The following is a 15,343-nucleotide window of genomic DNA, read 5'->3' on the forward strand; positions in this document are numbered from 1 at the left end:
CTCAGGCCACCGCGCAGGGAATGGTTTTTTCGCGGACAGCGGTGCCCGCGGTTTCAAGAATGTCGGCGTGCACGGTCTCCCCCTGTTCAACGACCGGCATGGGAACCAGCCCCAAGCGACCGAACAATGCCATATCCCGTTCGGTGTCAGGGTTGCCCGTCGTCAACAATTTCTCACCGTAGAAGATCGAATTCGCGCCGGCCAGGAAGCACAGGGCCTGCAGCTCGTCGGACATGGTCTCGCGACCCGCTGAGAGGCGGACCATGGACCGGGGCATCAGGATCCGCGCGACGGCAATCGTGCGCACGAATTCGAAGGGGTCGAGCTGGTCCGTCCCGTTCAGCGGGGTGCCCTCGACCTGGACCAGGCGGTTGATCGGTACCGAATCCGGGTGCGCCGGCAGGTTGGCCAGGGTCTGCAGCAGGCCCGCGCGCTGTTCGCGCTGCTCGCCCATGCCGACGATGCCGCCGCAGCAGGTCTTCATGCCGACGTCGCGGACGTGGGCGAGCGTGTCCAGGCGGTCCTGGTATTCACGGGTATGGATGATCTCGCCGTAGAACTCCGGCGCGGTGTCCAGGTTGTGGTTGTAGTAGTCCAGGCCGGCGGCGCGCAGCGCTTGCGCCTGCTCGCCCGAGAGCATGCCCAGGGTGGCGCAGGTCTCCAGGCCCAGCGACTTCACCTCGCGGATCATCGCGGCGACCTTGGGGATGTCGCGGTCCTTCGGCGAGCGCCAGGCCGCGCCCATGCAGAAGCGGCTGGCGCCGGCGGCCTTGGCCTGCTTGGCCTTCTCGAGCACGGCCTCGGTGGTCATCAGCTTGGTCGCGTCCACACCGGTGTGGTAGCGCGCGGCCTGCGGGCAGTAGCCGCAGTCCTCGGGACAGCCGCCGGTCTTGATCGAGAGCAGGGTGCTGACCTGGACCTGGGCGGGGTCGAAGTGCTCGCGGTGGACGGTGCCGGCGCGGTGCAGCAGCTCCGGGAAGGGCAGATCGAACAGGGCGCGGATTTCCTCGCGGCTCCAGTCGTGGCGAAGCGCGCCATTGAGGGACGCGGCGGGGGTATTGCTGACGGCAGGCATGGGGGTTTTCCGACAGACGAAGCGAACCGGGGCGGGCAGTCTGGAAACCATGGACACCACTGTCAACCAAGCGAGGGCATTTTCAGTTGACGGGGGCCCGCGCGCCCCCGGATCGTCGGATGCCGGTTCGCTCGCCGCACTCCGCCGCCGCCTCGGGCACTGGCTACGGGTCGATGCCGCCCACCTGCTCTGGCCCAGCCGCTGCCTGGTGTGCGAGGCGCCGGGTATCGAAGGCATGGATCTGTGCCCGGCCTGCTGCGACGAACTGCCTTGGAACGCCTGCGCCTGTCCCCGCTGCGCCCTGCCGTCGGCAGTGGCGGAGACCTGCGGCGACTGCCTGCGACGGGAAGCGGCCTTGCGCCAGCGGGGCCGGTTGCCGGCAGACTTGTCGCCGGCGCTGGATGGGGTGCACGCCAGTTTCGTCTATGCCGCGCCGATCGACCGCTTGCTGCCGCGGTTCAAGTTCCACCGTGATCTCGCGGCGGGCGCCTTGCTGTCGCAGCTGATGGCGGAAGCCACGGAGGATCTGCCGCGTCCGGACGCGCTCGTCCCGATACCCCTGCATCGCGCCCGGCTGCGTCGTCGCGGCTACGACCAGGCGCTGGAACTCGCGCGGCCGCTCGCCCGCGCGCTGGAACTGCCGCTTCGCGACGACCTCCTGCAACGCGTGCGCGCGACGGCGCCGCAGTCGGAACTCAGTGCGGCGGCGCGACGGCGCAATCTCAGGCGCGCCTTTATGGTGAGGCCGGGCGTCGCGCTGCCGGCACATGTCGTACTGATCGACGATGTCATGACCACAGGTGCCACCCTGCATGCCGCGGCCGAGGCGCTCAAGCGAGCCGGCGTAAAGCGTGTGGATGCGTGGGTGTGTGCGCGAGTGCCGTAGCGGTAGGGCAGCGCAGTGCGATCCCCCCGGCGGGGGATGAAGCCGGCTGCGGACCGGAGTAGCGTTCGGAGACCCACTCCGGGAGGGGCTCCATGCTCAAGCTCATCTGCAGCGAGTTCGACGAGTTCGAGGAAGCGCTGTACGGCGTGCAAGGGCGCTACATTCTCAAGACGAGACAGCAACGCGACTGGCGCCTGCGGATCGTCGATCTCGGCGGCATTGCCGTCATGGCCGGACGCGAGGGTGCGGGCACGGTATACAACGGAACCGGCCTGCCTGATTACTTCAACATCTTCGTGCCGCTGAGCGGCCACGAGATGACCACGGTCGACGGGAATCGCTTCGACAAACGTACCGTCGGCTGGATGATTCCCGGCGCCATGTTTCACATCGACGCCACCCGGCCCGCGAGCTGGATTACGATCGCCATGTCGAGCGATCTGGTGATGCGCTGGGCCTCGCTTCACGACGATGAGTTCGACCCCTTGTTGTTCGGCAAGAACCTGGTGATGCGCTCGACCGATCGCATCGCCATGTTGATCCGCCTGGTGCGACGGCTTTTTCAGGTCGAAATCGACGCGCCGGAAGAACTCCATGGCGAGCTTGCGGAAGCCGCGGCGCGCAGTGAGTTGCTGGACGCGGTGTTCACGCTGCTGTTGCCGGTGAACGGCCGCAGCGTGCTGCACACCAGGGGCTACATCGACTACTCCCGCGTGCTTCGGATCGCGCTGGAATTGATCGACTCGATGTCCAATACCGCGCTCTCTACGGAAGACCTGTGCGCAGCAACAGGCGCCTCCGAACGCACCTTGCGCAATGTCTTCAAGAGCCACCTCGGCATCAGCCCGCATCAATACTTGATAGGACATCGTCTGAGAGCCATTCATGCCGCGCTGAAACGCGCGCCTCCCGGCGAAACTGTCACCAATGTGTGCGCCCGTTATGGCGTCTGGGATTTCGGACGGTTCGCCAGGCAGTATCGCGACTACTTCGGCTTATTGCCGTCGCAGGCGCTGGGATCGCATGCCCGGCGACTGGAGCCGCTTATTCACTGAGGTGCCGTTCCAGCGTCTGGTGAGGGTACTCGCCGAACATGTCCAGATACTCGGCTGCCATGCGCCCGGCGTCGGAGTATCCGAAACGTTTCGCCACGTTCGACACGGTTTCGTGGTGCAGCTCGGAAAGGATCAGCGCAGTGCGTATCAGATACATCCGGCGGATATGGAGGTAGCGATGCGGGCCAATGCCGAAGCATTCCTGGAAGTACGAGCGCAATGTCCGCTCGCTCACGCCGGACACCTGCAACAGGTCCGCTATGGAAAGCGCTCGCCCTTCCTCCCGTCGGAGCAGGCCGATGACCTTGTCCATCGATGCCTTCCTGGCAGAACCAGTCAGGTCGCGCGCGGGAAGACGATCCATGGTGGTCTCGCAGGCGTGAGTCGGCCGGCCGTCCCCGCCATCGTTTCCCCGTGCGCCACGATCCGCTACGTAAATCTGGCAAGTGTTCGCACCGTGGGCGGCTCGCGCGACCGTCATACATTTGCCGTTTTTACGTAGCCACACTGGCGGAAGCGGCAGCAGCATGCTTCCGTCCGAATACCCCACCGCTTCTCCGGCGTATGCCAGCGGTACCGGCGTCGCCGCTCCCACCGTGAGGCGAGCATGTCCAGCAAAGAGCGACAGCATCCGGTCGACCCAGACCGCCGCAACTTACTCATCGGGGGCACGGCACTCGCCGCGGCCGCCCTCTTTCCGCTCGCCGGTTGCTCCTCCTCCGAGCCGCCGGCCGCGACCGTAGCGTCCTCCACCACTGCCACCCCCACCGCAGGAGTTACCCGGACCATGAGCACGTTCACCACCCAAGAAGGCGTCGACATCTATTACAAGGACTGGGGCAGCGGCCCGGTCGTCGTCTTCAGCCATGGCTGGCCGCTCAACGCCGACAGCTGGGAATCGCAGATGTACCACCTGGCGGCGAACGGCTTCCGCTGCATCGCGCACGATCGCAGGGGCCACGGCCGTTCCAGCCAGCCCTGGGACGGCAACGACATGGATCACTACGCCGACGACCTGGCGCAGTTGCTGGACAAGCTCGACGTCAAGGACGCGATGCTGGCCGGCTTCTCCACCGGCGGCGGCGAGGTGGCGCGCTACATCGGCCGCCACGGCACCAAGCGGGTGAAGAAGGCCGCGCTCGTCTCCGCGGTACCGCCGCTGATGGTGAAGACCGACGCCAATCCCGGCGGCTTGCCGATCTCCGTATTCGACGGCATTCGCGCCGGCCTGATCGCCAACCGCTCGCAACTGTTCCTCGACATCCCCAGCGGCCCGTTCTTCGGCTACAACCGCCCGGGAGCGAAGCCGTCGCAGGGCGTCATCCAGGCGTGGTGGATGCAGGGAATGATGGGTGGACACAAGAACACCTACGACTCCATCAAGGCCTTCTCAGAAACGGATTTCACCGAAGACTTGAAGAAGTTCGATGTGCCGACGCTGATCATCCACGGCGACGACGACCAGATCGTACCGATCGACGCCGCCGGCCGTGCCTCGGCCAAGCTGATCAAGAACAGCAAGCTGATCGTGTACGAAGGTGCGCCGCACGGCATTACCGACACGCACAAGGATCGCCTCAACGCGGATCTGCTGGCATTCGCGAAGTCCTGAGCCAGCGCCGCCGTTCGCCGCAATTGGAGCTCCCGTCATGCTCAACCTCACGCCCTTCGGCATGTTCCACACCGCGATCGCATTGATCGCGGTGGTTGCTGGCCTGATCGCGCTGTTCAACTACGGCGAGATCGGTACGCGTACCCGATCCGGGTTGCTGTACTTCTGGTTCACGGCGGCCACTTCCGTCACCGGTCTCTTCATCTTCCACCATGGCGGCTTCGGCCCACCGCACGTGCTGGCGATACTCACGCTCGTGGTGCTGGCGATCGCCTATGCCGCCGAACGCCACAGCAGTACCGGTGTGTCGCGATACCTGGCCGTGCTCGGCTATTCGCTCACGCTGTTCTTCCATTTGATTCCGGGACTGACGGAAACCGGAACTCGGGTGCCGCTGGGCCATCCCGCCTTCACCGGTCCGGAAGATCCCACGCTGAAGGCGCTCGTCGGCGTCGGCTTCCTGGTCTATCTAGCCGGCGCGACAGTGCAAGTCATGCGCATCCGGCGCTCGCGCCGGGTCGCTGCGACCACCTGAGCTACGTCGGCCACGCGGGAGATCGCCCATGAGCACGAACTACGCCGCCAACGAGACCGCCTTGCTGGTCGTCGATCCGTACAACGACTTCATGAGCGAGGGCGGAAAGCTCTATGACAGGACCAAGGAGACGGCGTCGGCGTGCGGCTTCTATGCCAACCTGCCGCGGGTCATCGACAGCATCCGTGCCGCGGGCATCCGCGTTTTCATCGTCCCGCACCGGCGCTGGCGCGAAGGTGACTACGAGGGATGGTCGCACCTGAACCACTCCCAGGCCGGGGTCAGGCGAACGCAGCTGTTCGCGGCAGGAACCTGGGGCGGCGAATTCCATCCGCAGTTCGGTCCCAGGCCAGGCGACGTCGTGGTGCACGAGCATTGGGCGCAAAGCGGTTTCGCCAACACCGACCTCGATGCGCAGCTGAAGCTCCACGGCATCCGCAAGATCATCCTGGTAGGCATGGTCGCCAATACCTGCGTGGAATCCACGGCCCGGTTCGGCATGGAGCTGGGCTACCACGTCACCTTGGTCAAGGATGCGACCGCCGCGTTCAGTCCGGAGGGCATGCACGCCGCCCACGAGATCAACGGACCGACGTTTGCGCATGCCATCGTGACCACGGCGGAGTTGCTCGAATCGCTTGGCCAGAGTCCCGCCGCTTTACCGAAATGAGTTTGCCCGCGCAAAGGCCGCCGCTTGCTCTGGTGACGGAGCTGCCACAGCTCGACGAAATTCTCGCTCAGCACACGGCACTGCTCGGCGCCGACTTCGCCGCCTATCGCAATCACTGCTATCGGGTCGCGAACTTCTGCATTGCGTCGGCGTCAACGGAGTCGAGAGAGGTCATCAGCGTAGCCGCGGCATTTCACGACCTGGGAATCTGGATGGATGGAACCTTCGACTACCTGGAGCCATCACGGCGATGCGCACGCCAGTGGTTGGACGCCAGCGATCACCAAGCACCGGGCGGATTGATCGAGGCCATGATTTGCCAACACCACAAAGTCAGGCCGTATCGAGGCGACGAAGGTCCTTTGGTCGAAGTGTTCCGGCGCGCGGATTGGCTGGACGTATCGCGCGGAATGTTGGGCGCTACGTTGCCGAGAAAATTCCTGGCCGAGGTATTCGAAGGTTTCCCCAATGCCGGCTTTCACCGCGCCTTGCTTCGTCTCACATGCCGGCAGTTCATCCGGCATCCGCTCAGACCGCTTCCCATGATGCGGTGGTAACTCGCCGGCGAGCCTAATGGGCCCGCAGGCACCGCGAAACTTTCCTCCCACGCCGGAGCACTTCCATGAAAAAGGCCCTTGTTACCGGAGCATCGTCGGGGATCGGTGCCGCCTATGCCGATCGCCTCGCCCGGCGCGGATACGATCTGGTGCTGGTTGCGCGCAATCGCGAGCGGCTGCAGGAACTCGCGGAGCGGCTCGAACAGCAGAGTGGCGTGAACGTCGAACTCCTCCAGGCGGATCTGGCCGATCCTTCGCAACTGTCCCTGATCGAGCAGCGGCTGAGCGAAGACGCGGATATCGATCTGCTGATCAACAACGCCGGCATTTCCAACGGCGGCACCTTCGCCACTGCCAGCCGTCAGCAGATCGATGCGATCCTCGCACTCAACGTGCTGGCGGTGACGCGTCTGGCGGCAGCGGCCGGCGCGCGCTTCGCCCGACAACGCGCCGGCACCATCGTCAACATCGGTTCCGTCACCGCGCTGTTGCCCGAGCAGTTCGAACCCATCTACCTGGCGACCAAGGCCTATGTATTGGCCCTAAGCCAGGCGATCCAGCGCGAACTCGCACCCGACGGCGTGCGTGTGCAGGTGGTGTTGCCCGGCGCGACGCGCACCGAAATCTGGGAACGCTCGGGCCGCAAGCTCGAAGAGCTGCCGCAGGAGATCCTGATGGACGTGGACGACATGGTCGATGCGGCGCTCGCCGGCCTGGACATGGGCGAGACGGTGACGATCCCCTCGTTGCCCGACCCGGCCGACTGGCAGGCCTTCACCAAGGCGCGCTTGAATCTGGCTCCGAACCTGTCGCGTAGTAAGCCCGCAGCCCGCTATACAGCGGCCCCGCCGCGATCCCCGTAAGGCGCTTGTCCGCGCGGGAGCCGCTGGAGAAGAAGGATGCGTGGAGGGAAATGGCGCGCCCGGAGGGATTCGAACCCCCGACCAATGGCTTCGGAAGCCACTACTCTATCCGGCTGAGCTACGGGCGCATGGTGGAAAACCGCGCGATGGCCAGCCATCGCGGGAGGGGCATTCTAGCAGCGACCGCGGCGCCTGCGTCCCACGGCGGCCAACCCCGCGCTCAAATCGCCCGGCGCAGGGGCGGATCCAGCGCGTCCTGGCGCAGCCAGCGGGCGAATTCATCGCCGTCCATGGCCTTGGCGAACAGATGGCCCTGGACCACGTCGCAGTTGCGCGCGCGCAGGGCGTCCAGCGTTTCCTCGTCCTCCACGCCCTCGGCGACGACGTGCAGTCCGAACCGGTGGGCGAGGTCGATGATCAGCGAGGTGATGTCGGCACACGTGGCGTCGATCAGCAGGCCGGAGACGAAGGACTTGTCGATCTTCAGCTCGTCGGCCGGGATGTCCTTGAAGTAGGCCAGGCACGAATAGCCCGTGCCGAAATCGTCGATCGAGATCTTCACGCCCAGGTCGCGGATGCGCGAGAGGATGCGGAAGCTGTGGCGCGGATCCATCACCAGCGAGCGCTCGGTGATCTCCAGCACCAGTTCCACGTCGGGCGTGCCCCACAGGCTCAGTGCGTTCTCGACCAGGTCAGGCAGGTCGTCCTGGCCGACCAGTTCCGGCGGCACGTTGACCGCGACGCCGAACGGCTGGTGCGGAAGCTTCCATTCGCTGGCATGGCGCAGCGCGGAGTTGAGCGCCCAGACCGTCATGTTCTTGATCTGACCGGTCTGTTCGGCGATCGGGATGAACTGCGCCGGTGAGATCAGCCCGCGCGTGCGGTGCTGCCAGCGCATGAGCGCTTCGGCGCCGGTCGTGGTTAGGTCGGAAAGGCGCAGCTTGGGTTGATAGACGAGGTAGGTCTCGCCGCGCTGCACGGCGCCGTCGAGTTCGATTTCCAGGTCCCAGAATTCCGACAACCCAGGATCGTCGCTGCTGTCGGGCGGGAACTGCCAGCGCTGGCCGGTCGCGCGCGCCAGCTCGAGACTCTTTTCCGCCTGCGACAACAGAAATTCGGCTTGGGTCGCATGCTGCGGACACAGGGCGATGCCGACCGTCGCGGTCATGCGCACGCGCCCGGTGCCGCCGTCGAAGGGAAGGTCGAGCAGGCGGAATAGCTTCTGCACCGCCAGTTCGGCATGTCCCGCATTCATCACGCTCGACAGGATCAGCGCGAAGCGGTTGTCGCCGATGCGCGCGGCGTAGTCCTGCGCGCGGATCAGCGCGCGCAGCTGACCGGCCACGTGCTGCAATGCGCGGTCGCCGAAGTCATAGCCATGGGTGGCGTTGAGGCGCGCGAAGCCGTCGATGTCGAGCACGACGAGGGCGAGGTTGGCCTTGCGCTCGTTGGCGAAGCCGACATGGCGCCGCAGCAATGCCATGAAGCTGCGACGGTTGTGCAAGCCGGTGAGTTCGTCCTCGAGAATGGGCATGGCTGACCTGGCGGCCGTAGGCGTCAGTGCAGGAACAGCTCGACCGGATCGATGCCGTAGGCGCCGCTGGGCAGGCCCGTCTTCACGCTCAGGGGCTGACCGCTTTCGTCGCGGTCGACTTCGCCCAGGTCGAGCGCCCGGAATTGTTTGAGTGGCGTCTTGTCGGCATCCAGCAGCAGCATCACGCGCGGCCGCAGGCGCTTGAGGCTGTGCACGTCGGTCACCACCGCTACTTGGCCGTTCGACAATTCCACCAGCGAACCGGTGGGGTAGATGCCGCAGCTCTGGATGAACTGTTCGACCAGTTCGGCCTGGAACAGTTTGCCGCGCTGCTGATAGAGCTCGTTCACCGCCTGATGCGGCGAGCGACCGTGGACATGCGGACGTGTGCTGGTCATCGCGTCGTAGCTGTCGACGATACCCATGATGCGGCCGAAGATCGGGATGTCCGGTCCGCTCAGTTTCCAGGGGTAGCCGCTGCCGTCGTGGCGCTCGTGATGCGTCGCCACGATTTCGCGGATCTTGGGCGACAGGCCAGGCGTTGCGTCGATGATGTCCAGGCCATGCTGCACGTGCTGGCGAACCTGTTCGATTTCGGCATGCAGCAGAGCTCGTGGCGCGTGCAGAAGCTCAGTGGAAACGCGCGTCTTGCCGACATCGCACAACAGGCCGGCCAGGGCGAGCAGATGCAGCTCAGCACGTTCCAGGCCGAGGTGCCGGCCGAAGCTGGCGGCGAGCACCGCGCAACCCATCGCATGCTGGTAGGCGTAGTTGTCGCGCCGCTTCATCTCCTTGAGCCAGACGAAGGCGGTGGGATTGCGCAGGATCGAATCGATCATCGCATCGATGCCTTCGCGCAACCGCTCGACGTCCAGGTGCTTGCCGTCGCGCAGATCGATCATCATTTCTTCGATCGACGCCGCCAACGCGGCGTGGACGGCGTCGGCCTGGCGCAGTTCCGCCTGCACTTCGAGCTGCGGTTCCCAGCGCGTCTTCCGCAAGGCGTCGACTTGTGCGGCGGCGCGGTCCTGGCGGACGGGATCGGGTTCCTCGAACGCGAGGAAGCGCGGATTCGGCGTGGTGCCCAGCACCACGTCCACCCAGACGTGGTTGCACAGGCGCTGCAGCATCGCGATCTCCTCTTCGGTCGTGATCTTGATGCCTTGCATGAGGAAGGCGGTTTCGATCCACGGGCGATCGAGCCGGCTGACGTACATCCCCAGCGTCAATCCCTGGACGGTGATCCGGACTTCCCTGGAATGGATGTCCATGCGAGCCCCCTCAGACCCCTGCGGCTAGCCTACGCCAGCGTTGGGCGCTGGCATAGTGCGTTGGTTGGCCGGCGGTCCGGGCACGTCCCCTCACCCTGCGTCGCTGCGCGACGCTGTCCCTCTCCCCGCAAGCGGGGCGAGGGATTCCGATGGAGGGCAGACGATCGGCGACAATGTCCGTGCGCCTGCGGGCATGTTCATTTTTCCGGTGATACGAACGATGGGTTACGAGCGCGACTATGTCCCGATACCGCCACCCGTGCCGCGTTGGCGCGAACGGCTCGGGCAGTACTGGCTGCTGGTGCGCGGCGATCGCCCGATCGGTTGGCTGTTGCTGCTGTGGCCGACCTGGTGGGGGCTGTGGCTGGCCGCCAAGGGCGTGCCGCCGTTGTGGACCCTGTTCGTGTTCAGCGCCGGCGTGTGGCTGACGCGCGCTGCCGGATGCGTCATCAACGACTATGCGGACCGCTGGCTCGATCCGCATGTGGAACGGACCAAGCAGCGCCCGCTCGCCACCGGCGCGGTGAGCGGACGCGAGGCGCTGGCGGTGTTCGCGGTGCTGATGCTGGTGGCGTTCGCGCTGGTGCTGACCATGAACCGGCTGACGATCTACCTGAGTGTCGTCGGCGTGGTGCTCGCCGCGTCCTATCCGTATCTGAAGCGCTATACCTACCTGCCGCAGGTGTACCTGGGGATGGCTTTCGGCTGGGGCATCCCAATGGCCTTCGCCGCGATCCAGGGCGAGGTACCGCCGGTCGCGTGGCTGCTCTACATCGCCAACATCCTGTGGTCGACGGCGTATGACACCTGGTACGCCATGGTCGATCGCGACGACGACCTGCGCATGGGCAGCAAGTCGACGGCGATCCTGTTCGGCGAGATGGATCTGGTTGCGCAGGGCGTGCTCTATGCCTTGTTCGTCTACGCGCTGTTTCTGGTCGGCCGGCGCGCCGAATTGGGCACGTATTACTGGTATGCGATCGGGCTGGCCGCCGTGCTGATCGCGTATGAGTTCGCCATCGCGCGCAACCGTGACCGTGACGGCTGCTTCCGCGCCTTCCTGCACAACCATTGGGTTGGGCTTGTGGTGTTCGCGGGGTTCGCCCTCGGCCTGGGCATGCGGCATTGATGAGCGCGAAGAGCGAGTCCTGGCTGGCGCGCGCGGCGTTGCGCTGCGCCGCCTTCGCCGAGCGCTGGTTCCCCGATGCCTGGGTATTCGCCGTGATCGGCGTGCTGATCGTGGCCGTCGCCGCGATGGCGTGCGGCGCGAGTCCGCAGGCGACGGCGCAGGGTTTCGGCAAGGGCTACTGGAGCCTGATCCCCTTCACCATGCAGATGGTGTTCGTGGTGATCGGCGGGTATGTCGTCGCCACGGCACCGGTGGTCGCGCGGCTGATCGAGCGCCTGGCGCGCTGGCCGCGCAGCGGGCGTGGCGCCGTCGCGTTCGTCGCCGCGGTGAGCATGCTCAGTTCGCTGTTGAGCTGGGGCTTCTCGCTGGTGTTCGCCGGATTGCTGGTGCGCGCGCTCGCGCGGCGGCCGGAACTGCGCATGGACTACCGCGCCGCGGGCGCGGCCGCGTATCTCGGCCTGGGTGCGGTGTGGGCGATGGGGCTGAGTTCGTCGGCCGCCCAATTGCAGGCGAATCCGGCGAGCATGCCGCCCGGTCTGCTCGAAATCAGCGGCGTGCTGCCCTTCGCACAGACGATCCTGTTGTGGCAGTCGCTGCTGCTGACGGCGGTGTTGATCGCGGTGTCTGTGGCGGTCGCGTACGCGACCGCGCCGGGTGAGGGCGCCGCACGTGGCGTCGAGAACGAAAACGCCGCCGAAGTCGCCGCAGTCGCGGCGCGCGTGCGTCCTGGCGAATGGCTGGAACACAGCCCGCTACTGACGATCCTGCTGTCGCTGCTCGCCTTCGGCTGGCTCGCGACCGAGTTCGCCGGCAAGCCTTTCACCAGCGCCATCGCTGATCTGAACACCTACAACCTGCTGTTCCTCTCGCTCGGTCTGCTACTGCATTGGCGGCCGCGCGGCTTCCTCGATGCGGTGGCGAAGGCGGTGCCAGGTACGGCCGGCGTGCTGCTGCAATTCCCGCTGTACGGCGGCATTGCGATGCTGCTCACCGGCGTTCCCGGTGCGGGTGGCGAGACGCTCGCGCATCGCTTGTCGGCGCTGTTCGTGCAGGTCGCTTCGCGCGACAGCTTTGCGCTGGTGATGGGCGGCTATTCGGCGGTGCTGGGCTTCTTTGTGCCGTCCGGCGGCGGCAAGTGGATCATCGAGGCGCCGTACGTAATGCAGGCGGCGAACGAGCTGCAGGTGCATCTGGGCTGGGCCGTGCAGATCTACAACGCGGCCGAGGCGCTGCCGAACCTGGTCAATCCGTTCTGGATGCTGCCCTTGTTGGGCGTGCTGGGCCTGAAGGCGCGCGACATCGTCGGCTACACCTTCGTGCAGTTGCTGGTGCACGTGCCTTTGGTGTTGGGCATGTTGTGGCTGCTCGGCTTGACGCTCGAATATCAGCCGCCGGTGATTCCGTAAAGCGCCGGCTATTCGTTGTCGAAAGCCGCCCGCGCGGCCTCACTGCTGAGGACGCGGGGAGTTACTTGCGGGCGGGAGCGACCCAGGCGGCGGCCAAAATACCGATCTCGTAAAGGATGCACATCGGAATCGCGAGCATCAGCTGCGAGACCACGTCCGGCGGCGTGATGACGGCGGCGACGACGAACACGCCGACGACGGCGTAACCGCGCGACTCGCGCAGCTGCTTGGGCGTGACCCAGCCCAGCAGGGCGAGGATCACCAGCGCTACCGGCAGTTCGAAACTCGCGCCGAAGGCGAGGAAGATCACCAGCACAAAATCCAGGTACGCCTGGATGTCCGTCATCATCGCCACGCCTTCCGGCGTGACCTTGGTGAGGAAGCCGAACACCGCCGGCAGCACCAGGAAATAGGCGAATGCGCAGCCGGTGTAGAACAGCGCGACGGCCGACACCAACAGCGGCAGTGCCAGTTTTCGTTCGCGCTGGTAGAGGCCCGGCGCGACGAAAGCCCAGGCCTGGTAGAGCAGCCACGGCACGGAGACGAACAGCGCGGCGAAGAAGGCGAGCTTCACCGGCGCGAAGAACGGCGAGGCCACGCCAGTGGCGATCAGTTGCCCGCCCGCAGGCAGCTTGGCAAGCAGCGGCTTGGCCAGCCACGCATAGAGCTTGTTGGCGAACGGCAGGAAGGCGACGAACACCACGATCAGCCCGACCACCGCCCGTAGCAGGCGTGCGCGCAGTTCAATCAAGTGGTCGATCAGGCGGCTTTCTGCCTGGGAATTGCCGGCGTCAGCGTCGTTCATCGGGACGGGGGGCGGCAGTCTGGGTCGCGGTGGGAGCCGCAGCGGGCTGACCGTGCGGTGCGTGGTCGTCGTGACCGTCGTCGTGGTCGAGCGGCAATTCGGGTTGTTCCAGCGCGTCGGTGACCGAACTCAGCGGCGGTTCGATGTCGTCGTCGCCATGGTCAGCAGCGGTGCCGACGGCCGCGGCCGATTGCAATGCGCCCTGCATGTCGTTGCGCGCGTCTTCGAACTGCCGCTGCAGCGCCGCGCCGCCTTGCGCCAGCGAATCACGCGCTTCCATCAGGTCGGCGCGCGTCTGCTTGAGGCTGCGCTTGAGTTCGTCGTCGGCCAGCTCGTTCTCAAGCTCGGCCTTGACCGAATACCACTGCGCACGCGCGCGCCGCACCCACAGGCCGGCGAAACGCGCGGCCTTGGGCAGGCGCTCGGGACCCAGCACCAGCAGGGCCACGACCGCGATCAGGAAGATCTCGCCGAATCCGATATCGAACATGCCGGTTCCAATAAGGCTGCTACCGCCGCGAGGCGGACCCGGAATCAGCGCGGATTGCGCTCGTCGTCGTGCTGCTGCGAGTTGGTCGTGGAATTGCTGGTGCTGTCGCGACGCGATTCGTCCGGCAGCTGCGCGGACGGCTTCTTATCGTCGTCGTCCTGCATGCCCTTCTTGAAGCCCTTCACGGCTTCGCCCAGATCCTTGCCGACATTGCCCAGACGCTTGGTGCCGAACACCAGCACCACGATCACCAGCACGATCAGCCAGTGCCAAATGCTCAAACCGCCCATTGTCTTGCCCTTTGAAGTGGGCGCACAGGATACCGCAGGCCCCGTGACCTCCGCGGGAGCCCGTCACGAACGAGGCCGTTCAGCAAGGTCGCTTTCAGTAGAAGGAGCCGGCCGTTCAGCGTCCGGGTGTCTTCGTGGGTGCGGGTTCCGGCGGCAGCGGCTCGGTGCGCACCGCATCGGCGGGCACATCCTGGAAGGGAGCGGGCTGGGCTTCGGTAGTGGCCGGCGGCGATGGCGAGGCCGGTGCAGCGGCTGTGGATCGGGTGGATGCGCTGGCGGCGGCACCGACGGGCGCCGTACCGCCGCGGCGTTCGCGCGCCAGCGCGCTGGCTTCCTCCAGCGCATCGCGGAAGTCCACCACCTTGTCGTCCGGCTGCGTGCGCGTACGGCCCTCGAAAATCATGCGCGGCGTGGTGCCTTCGCCATAGGCGAGCTGGTTGGCGGCGTCGTCGATCGAAAGCACGGCGCCATCGAGCGCGATTCCCGCGAACAGGCCACGCGCGCGCGACCACGACCAGATCTCCGCCTTCAACTGACCGTCGGTCGCGGTGGCGGCATTACGGCCGACCGGGCCCGCGGCAACGCCGGCATCCGCGCCGAGCGTGACCTTGCCGTTGACGATCGAATCCAGCCCGCGCTCGCCACGGAACACCAGGACGACGTCGGCCGACTGCACGCCAGCCTGCAAACCGATGCTGCCGCCGGTGAGTTTGACGAAGCTCGGATTCGACCAGCTGCCGTCGGGATTCTTCACCGACACGACACCATGGCCGCGGCGGCCGCCCAGCAGCAGGCCGACCTTGAGCGTGTCGGGCACCACCACGATCGCCTTGGCTTCGTCGAAGAGCTTGTCGGGAATCGCCGACTCGGGGATGCGCTGCACCTCGGCGAGCACGCGCACGGCATCGACGGCGCGCTGGTCCTCCTCGGGACCGGCCATCGCCGTGCCAGCGAAGGCGAAGGAGAGGGCGAGCGACAGGGGAAGGACGGACAGCTTCGACAGGATGGCGCGCGACATGACGGCTCCGGCGGCGGGGGATGCCCGGAGGGTACTGACGGCGCAATGAATGGCGACGATACGAAGCAGGCGCGCACTGCCGGGCTGCGACGGCGCCCACGAATCGGCGCGGGGCGCGTTTGCGCCCGATTCGGCGGCGCACTACCT

The 15,343-nt window shown here is 66.1% G+C and carries 17 protein-coding genes and 1 tRNA gene; 9 read left to right on the forward strand and 9 right to left on the reverse strand.

From position 1 onward, the window contains the following. Position 1: 1 nt before the first annotated feature. A complete protein-coding gene (gene bioB / locus ACYVJ8_RS13245) occupies positions 2-1,075 on the reverse strand; it encodes a biotin synthase BioB (RefSeq protein WP_460713137.1) in 1,074 nt (357 codons plus the stop codon). On the opposite strand from bioB, the gene ACYVJ8_RS13250 reads away from it, so the two are divergent. Then, a complete protein-coding gene (locus ACYVJ8_RS13250; RefSeq protein WP_460713139.1) occupies positions 1,059-1,961 on the forward strand; it encodes a ComF family protein in 903 nt (300 codons plus the stop codon). The two genes, bioB and ACYVJ8_RS13250, sit on opposite strands and share 17 nt — an antisense overlap. A 92-nt stretch (positions 1,962-2,053) precedes the next feature. Beyond that, positions 2,054-3,016, forward strand: coding sequence for an AraC family transcriptional regulator (locus ACYVJ8_RS13255; RefSeq protein ID WP_460713141.1), 963 nt, complete (start codon positions 2,054-2,056; stop codon positions 3,014-3,016). On the opposite strand, the gene ACYVJ8_RS13260 is transcribed toward ACYVJ8_RS13255, so the two are convergent. Further along, positions 3,006-3,329, reverse strand: coding sequence for a helix-turn-helix domain-containing protein (locus ACYVJ8_RS13260; protein WP_460713143.1), 324 nt, complete (start codon positions 3,327-3,329; stop codon positions 3,006-3,008). The genes ACYVJ8_RS13255 and ACYVJ8_RS13260 overlap by 11 nt on opposite strands. 294 nt (positions 3,330-3,623) lie before the next feature. Between ACYVJ8_RS13260 and ACYVJ8_RS13265 the strand changes: the two genes are divergently transcribed. The 5 genes from ACYVJ8_RS13265 to ACYVJ8_RS13285 all read left to right on the forward strand — a co-directional run bounded on the left by ACYVJ8_RS13265 (position 3,624) and on the right by ACYVJ8_RS13285 (position 7,253). After that, on the forward strand, positions 3,624-4,628 hold the full coding sequence (locus ACYVJ8_RS13265) for an alpha/beta fold hydrolase (RefSeq protein WP_460713145.1): 1,005 nt from the start codon (positions 3,624-3,626) through the stop codon (positions 4,626-4,628). A gap of 37 nt (positions 4,629-4,665) precedes the next feature. Further along, a complete protein-coding gene (locus ACYVJ8_RS13270; RefSeq protein ID WP_460713147.1) occupies positions 4,666-5,163 on the forward strand; it encodes a hypothetical protein in 498 nt (165 codons plus the stop codon). Positions 5,164-5,191: 28 nt separating this feature from the next. After that, the gene (locus tag ACYVJ8_RS13275; protein WP_460713149.1) at positions 5,192-5,833 is read left to right on the forward strand and encodes a cysteine hydrolase family protein; all 642 of its coding nucleotides are present in this window, start codon (positions 5,192-5,194) and stop codon (positions 5,831-5,833) included. Next, on the forward strand, positions 5,830-6,390 hold the full coding sequence (locus tag ACYVJ8_RS13280) for a hypothetical protein (RefSeq protein WP_460713151.1): 561 nt from the start codon (positions 5,830-5,832) through the stop codon (positions 6,388-6,390). Before ACYVJ8_RS13275 ends, ACYVJ8_RS13280 begins: the two co-directional genes overlap by 4 nt. 65 nt (positions 6,391-6,455) lie before the next feature. Then, positions 6,456-7,253, forward strand: coding sequence for an SDR family NAD(P)-dependent oxidoreductase (locus tag ACYVJ8_RS13285; RefSeq protein WP_460713153.1), 798 nt, complete (start codon positions 6,456-6,458; stop codon positions 7,251-7,253). Between the two features lie 51 nt (positions 7,254-7,304). Here ACYVJ8_RS13285 and ACYVJ8_RS13290 read toward each other — a convergent pair. From ACYVJ8_RS13290 to ACYVJ8_RS13300, 3 genes are all read right to left on the reverse strand, one after another. Further along, a tRNA-Arg gene (locus ACYVJ8_RS13290) sits at positions 7,305-7,381 on the reverse strand. Positions 7,382-7,473: 92 nt separating this feature from the next. Further along, positions 7,474-8,787 carry a putative bifunctional diguanylate cyclase/phosphodiesterase gene (locus ACYVJ8_RS13295; protein WP_460713155.1) on the reverse strand — a complete coding sequence of 438 codons (1,314 nt, stop codon included), beginning with the start codon at positions 8,785-8,787 and terminating at the stop codon, positions 7,474-7,476. A 23-nt stretch (positions 8,788-8,810) separates the two neighbouring features. Beyond that, complete coding sequence (locus ACYVJ8_RS13300) at positions 8,811-10,058, reverse strand: HD-GYP domain-containing protein (RefSeq protein WP_460713157.1); 1,248 nt, start codon at positions 10,056-10,058, stop codon at positions 8,811-8,813. A gap of 220 nt (positions 10,059-10,278) precedes the next feature. Here ACYVJ8_RS13300 and ubiA point away from each other — a divergent pair, with 220 nt between their 5' ends. Continuing rightward, positions 10,279-11,187: a 4-hydroxybenzoate octaprenyltransferase gene (gene ubiA / locus ACYVJ8_RS13305; protein ID WP_460713736.1), complete on the forward strand. Its 909-nt coding sequence runs from the start codon at positions 10,279-10,281 to the stop codon at positions 11,185-11,187. After that, the gene (locus tag ACYVJ8_RS13310) at positions 11,187-12,593 is read left to right on the forward strand and encodes a short-chain fatty acid transporter (protein WP_460713159.1); all 1,407 of its coding nucleotides are present in this window, start codon (positions 11,187-11,189) and stop codon (positions 12,591-12,593) included. The genes ubiA and ACYVJ8_RS13310 overlap by 1 nt, the downstream gene beginning before the upstream one ends. A gap of 61 nt (positions 12,594-12,654) precedes the next feature. On the opposite strand, the gene tatC is transcribed toward ACYVJ8_RS13310, so the two are convergent. From tatC to ACYVJ8_RS13330, 4 genes are all read right to left on the reverse strand, one after another. Continuing rightward, complete coding sequence (gene tatC, locus ACYVJ8_RS13315; RefSeq protein WP_460713161.1) at positions 12,655-13,398, reverse strand: twin-arginine translocase subunit TatC; 744 nt, start codon at positions 13,396-13,398, stop codon at positions 12,655-12,657. Beyond that, positions 13,385-13,888, reverse strand: coding sequence for a Sec-independent protein translocase protein TatB (tatB, locus tag ACYVJ8_RS13320; protein WP_460713163.1), 504 nt, complete (start codon positions 13,886-13,888; stop codon positions 13,385-13,387). Before tatB ends, tatC begins: the two co-directional genes overlap by 14 nt. A 44-nt stretch (positions 13,889-13,932) precedes the next feature. Further along, positions 13,933-14,178, reverse strand: coding sequence for a Sec-independent protein translocase subunit TatA (tatA, locus tag ACYVJ8_RS13325; RefSeq protein WP_460713165.1), 246 nt, complete (start codon positions 14,176-14,178; stop codon positions 13,933-13,935). A 115-nt stretch (positions 14,179-14,293) separates the two neighbouring features. Next, complete coding sequence (locus tag ACYVJ8_RS13330; protein WP_460713738.1) at positions 14,294-15,181, reverse strand: lipid-binding SYLF domain-containing protein; 888 nt, start codon at positions 15,179-15,181, stop codon at positions 14,294-14,296. Between the last annotated feature and the right edge of the window lie 162 nt (positions 15,182-15,343).

This window comes from Lysobacter terrae (genome assembly GCF_054782215.1).

What these genes read in the sequence shown, in the direction of transcription:
- bioB (WP_460713137.1), bottom strand. Translation starts at nt 1,075, where the DNA reads ATGCCTGCCGTCAGCAATACCCCCGCCGCGTCCCTCAATGGCGCGCTT.
- ACYVJ8_RS13255 (WP_460713141.1), top strand. Translation starts at nt 2,054, where the DNA reads ATGCTCAAGCTCATCTGCAGCGAGTTCGACGAGTTCGAGGAAGCGCTG.
- ACYVJ8_RS13260 (WP_460713143.1), bottom strand. Translation starts at nt 3,329, where the DNA reads ATGGACAAGGTCATCGGCCTGCTCCGACGGGAGGAAGGGCGAGCGCTT.
- ACYVJ8_RS13265 (WP_460713145.1), top strand. Translation starts at nt 3,624, where the DNA reads ATGTCCAGCAAAGAGCGACAGCATCCGGTCGACCCAGACCGCCGCAAC.
- ACYVJ8_RS13270 (WP_460713147.1), top strand. Translation starts at nt 4,666, where the DNA reads ATGCTCAACCTCACGCCCTTCGGCATGTTCCACACCGCGATCGCATTG.
- ACYVJ8_RS13275 (WP_460713149.1), top strand. Translation starts at nt 5,192, where the DNA reads ATGAGCACGAACTACGCCGCCAACGAGACCGCCTTGCTGGTCGTCGAT.
- ACYVJ8_RS13280 (WP_460713151.1), top strand. Translation starts at nt 5,830, where the DNA reads ATGAGTTTGCCCGCGCAAAGGCCGCCGCTTGCTCTGGTGACGGAGCTG.
- ACYVJ8_RS13285 (WP_460713153.1), top strand. Translation starts at nt 6,456, where the DNA reads ATGAAAAAGGCCCTTGTTACCGGAGCATCGTCGGGGATCGGTGCCGCC.
- ACYVJ8_RS13295 (WP_460713155.1), bottom strand. Translation starts at nt 8,787, where the DNA reads ATGCCCATTCTCGAGGACGAACTCACCGGCTTGCACAACCGTCGCAGC.
- ACYVJ8_RS13300 (WP_460713157.1), bottom strand. Translation starts at nt 10,058, where the DNA reads ATGGACATCCATTCCAGGGAAGTCCGGATCACCGTCCAGGGATTGACG.
- ubiA (WP_460713736.1), top strand. Translation starts at nt 10,279, where the DNA reads ATGGGTTACGAGCGCGACTATGTCCCGATACCGCCACCCGTGCCGCGT.
- ACYVJ8_RS13310 (WP_460713159.1), top strand. Translation starts at nt 11,187, where the DNA reads ATGAGCGCGAAGAGCGAGTCCTGGCTGGCGCGCGCGGCGTTGCGCTGC.
- tatC (WP_460713161.1), bottom strand. Translation starts at nt 13,398, where the DNA reads ATGAACGACGCTGACGCCGGCAATTCCCAGGCAGAAAGCCGCCTGATC.
- tatB (WP_460713163.1), bottom strand. Translation starts at nt 13,888, where the DNA reads ATGTTCGATATCGGATTCGGCGAGATCTTCCTGATCGCGGTCGTGGCC.
- tatA (WP_460713165.1), bottom strand. Translation starts at nt 14,178, where the DNA reads ATGGGCGGTTTGAGCATTTGGCACTGGCTGATCGTGCTGGTGATCGTG.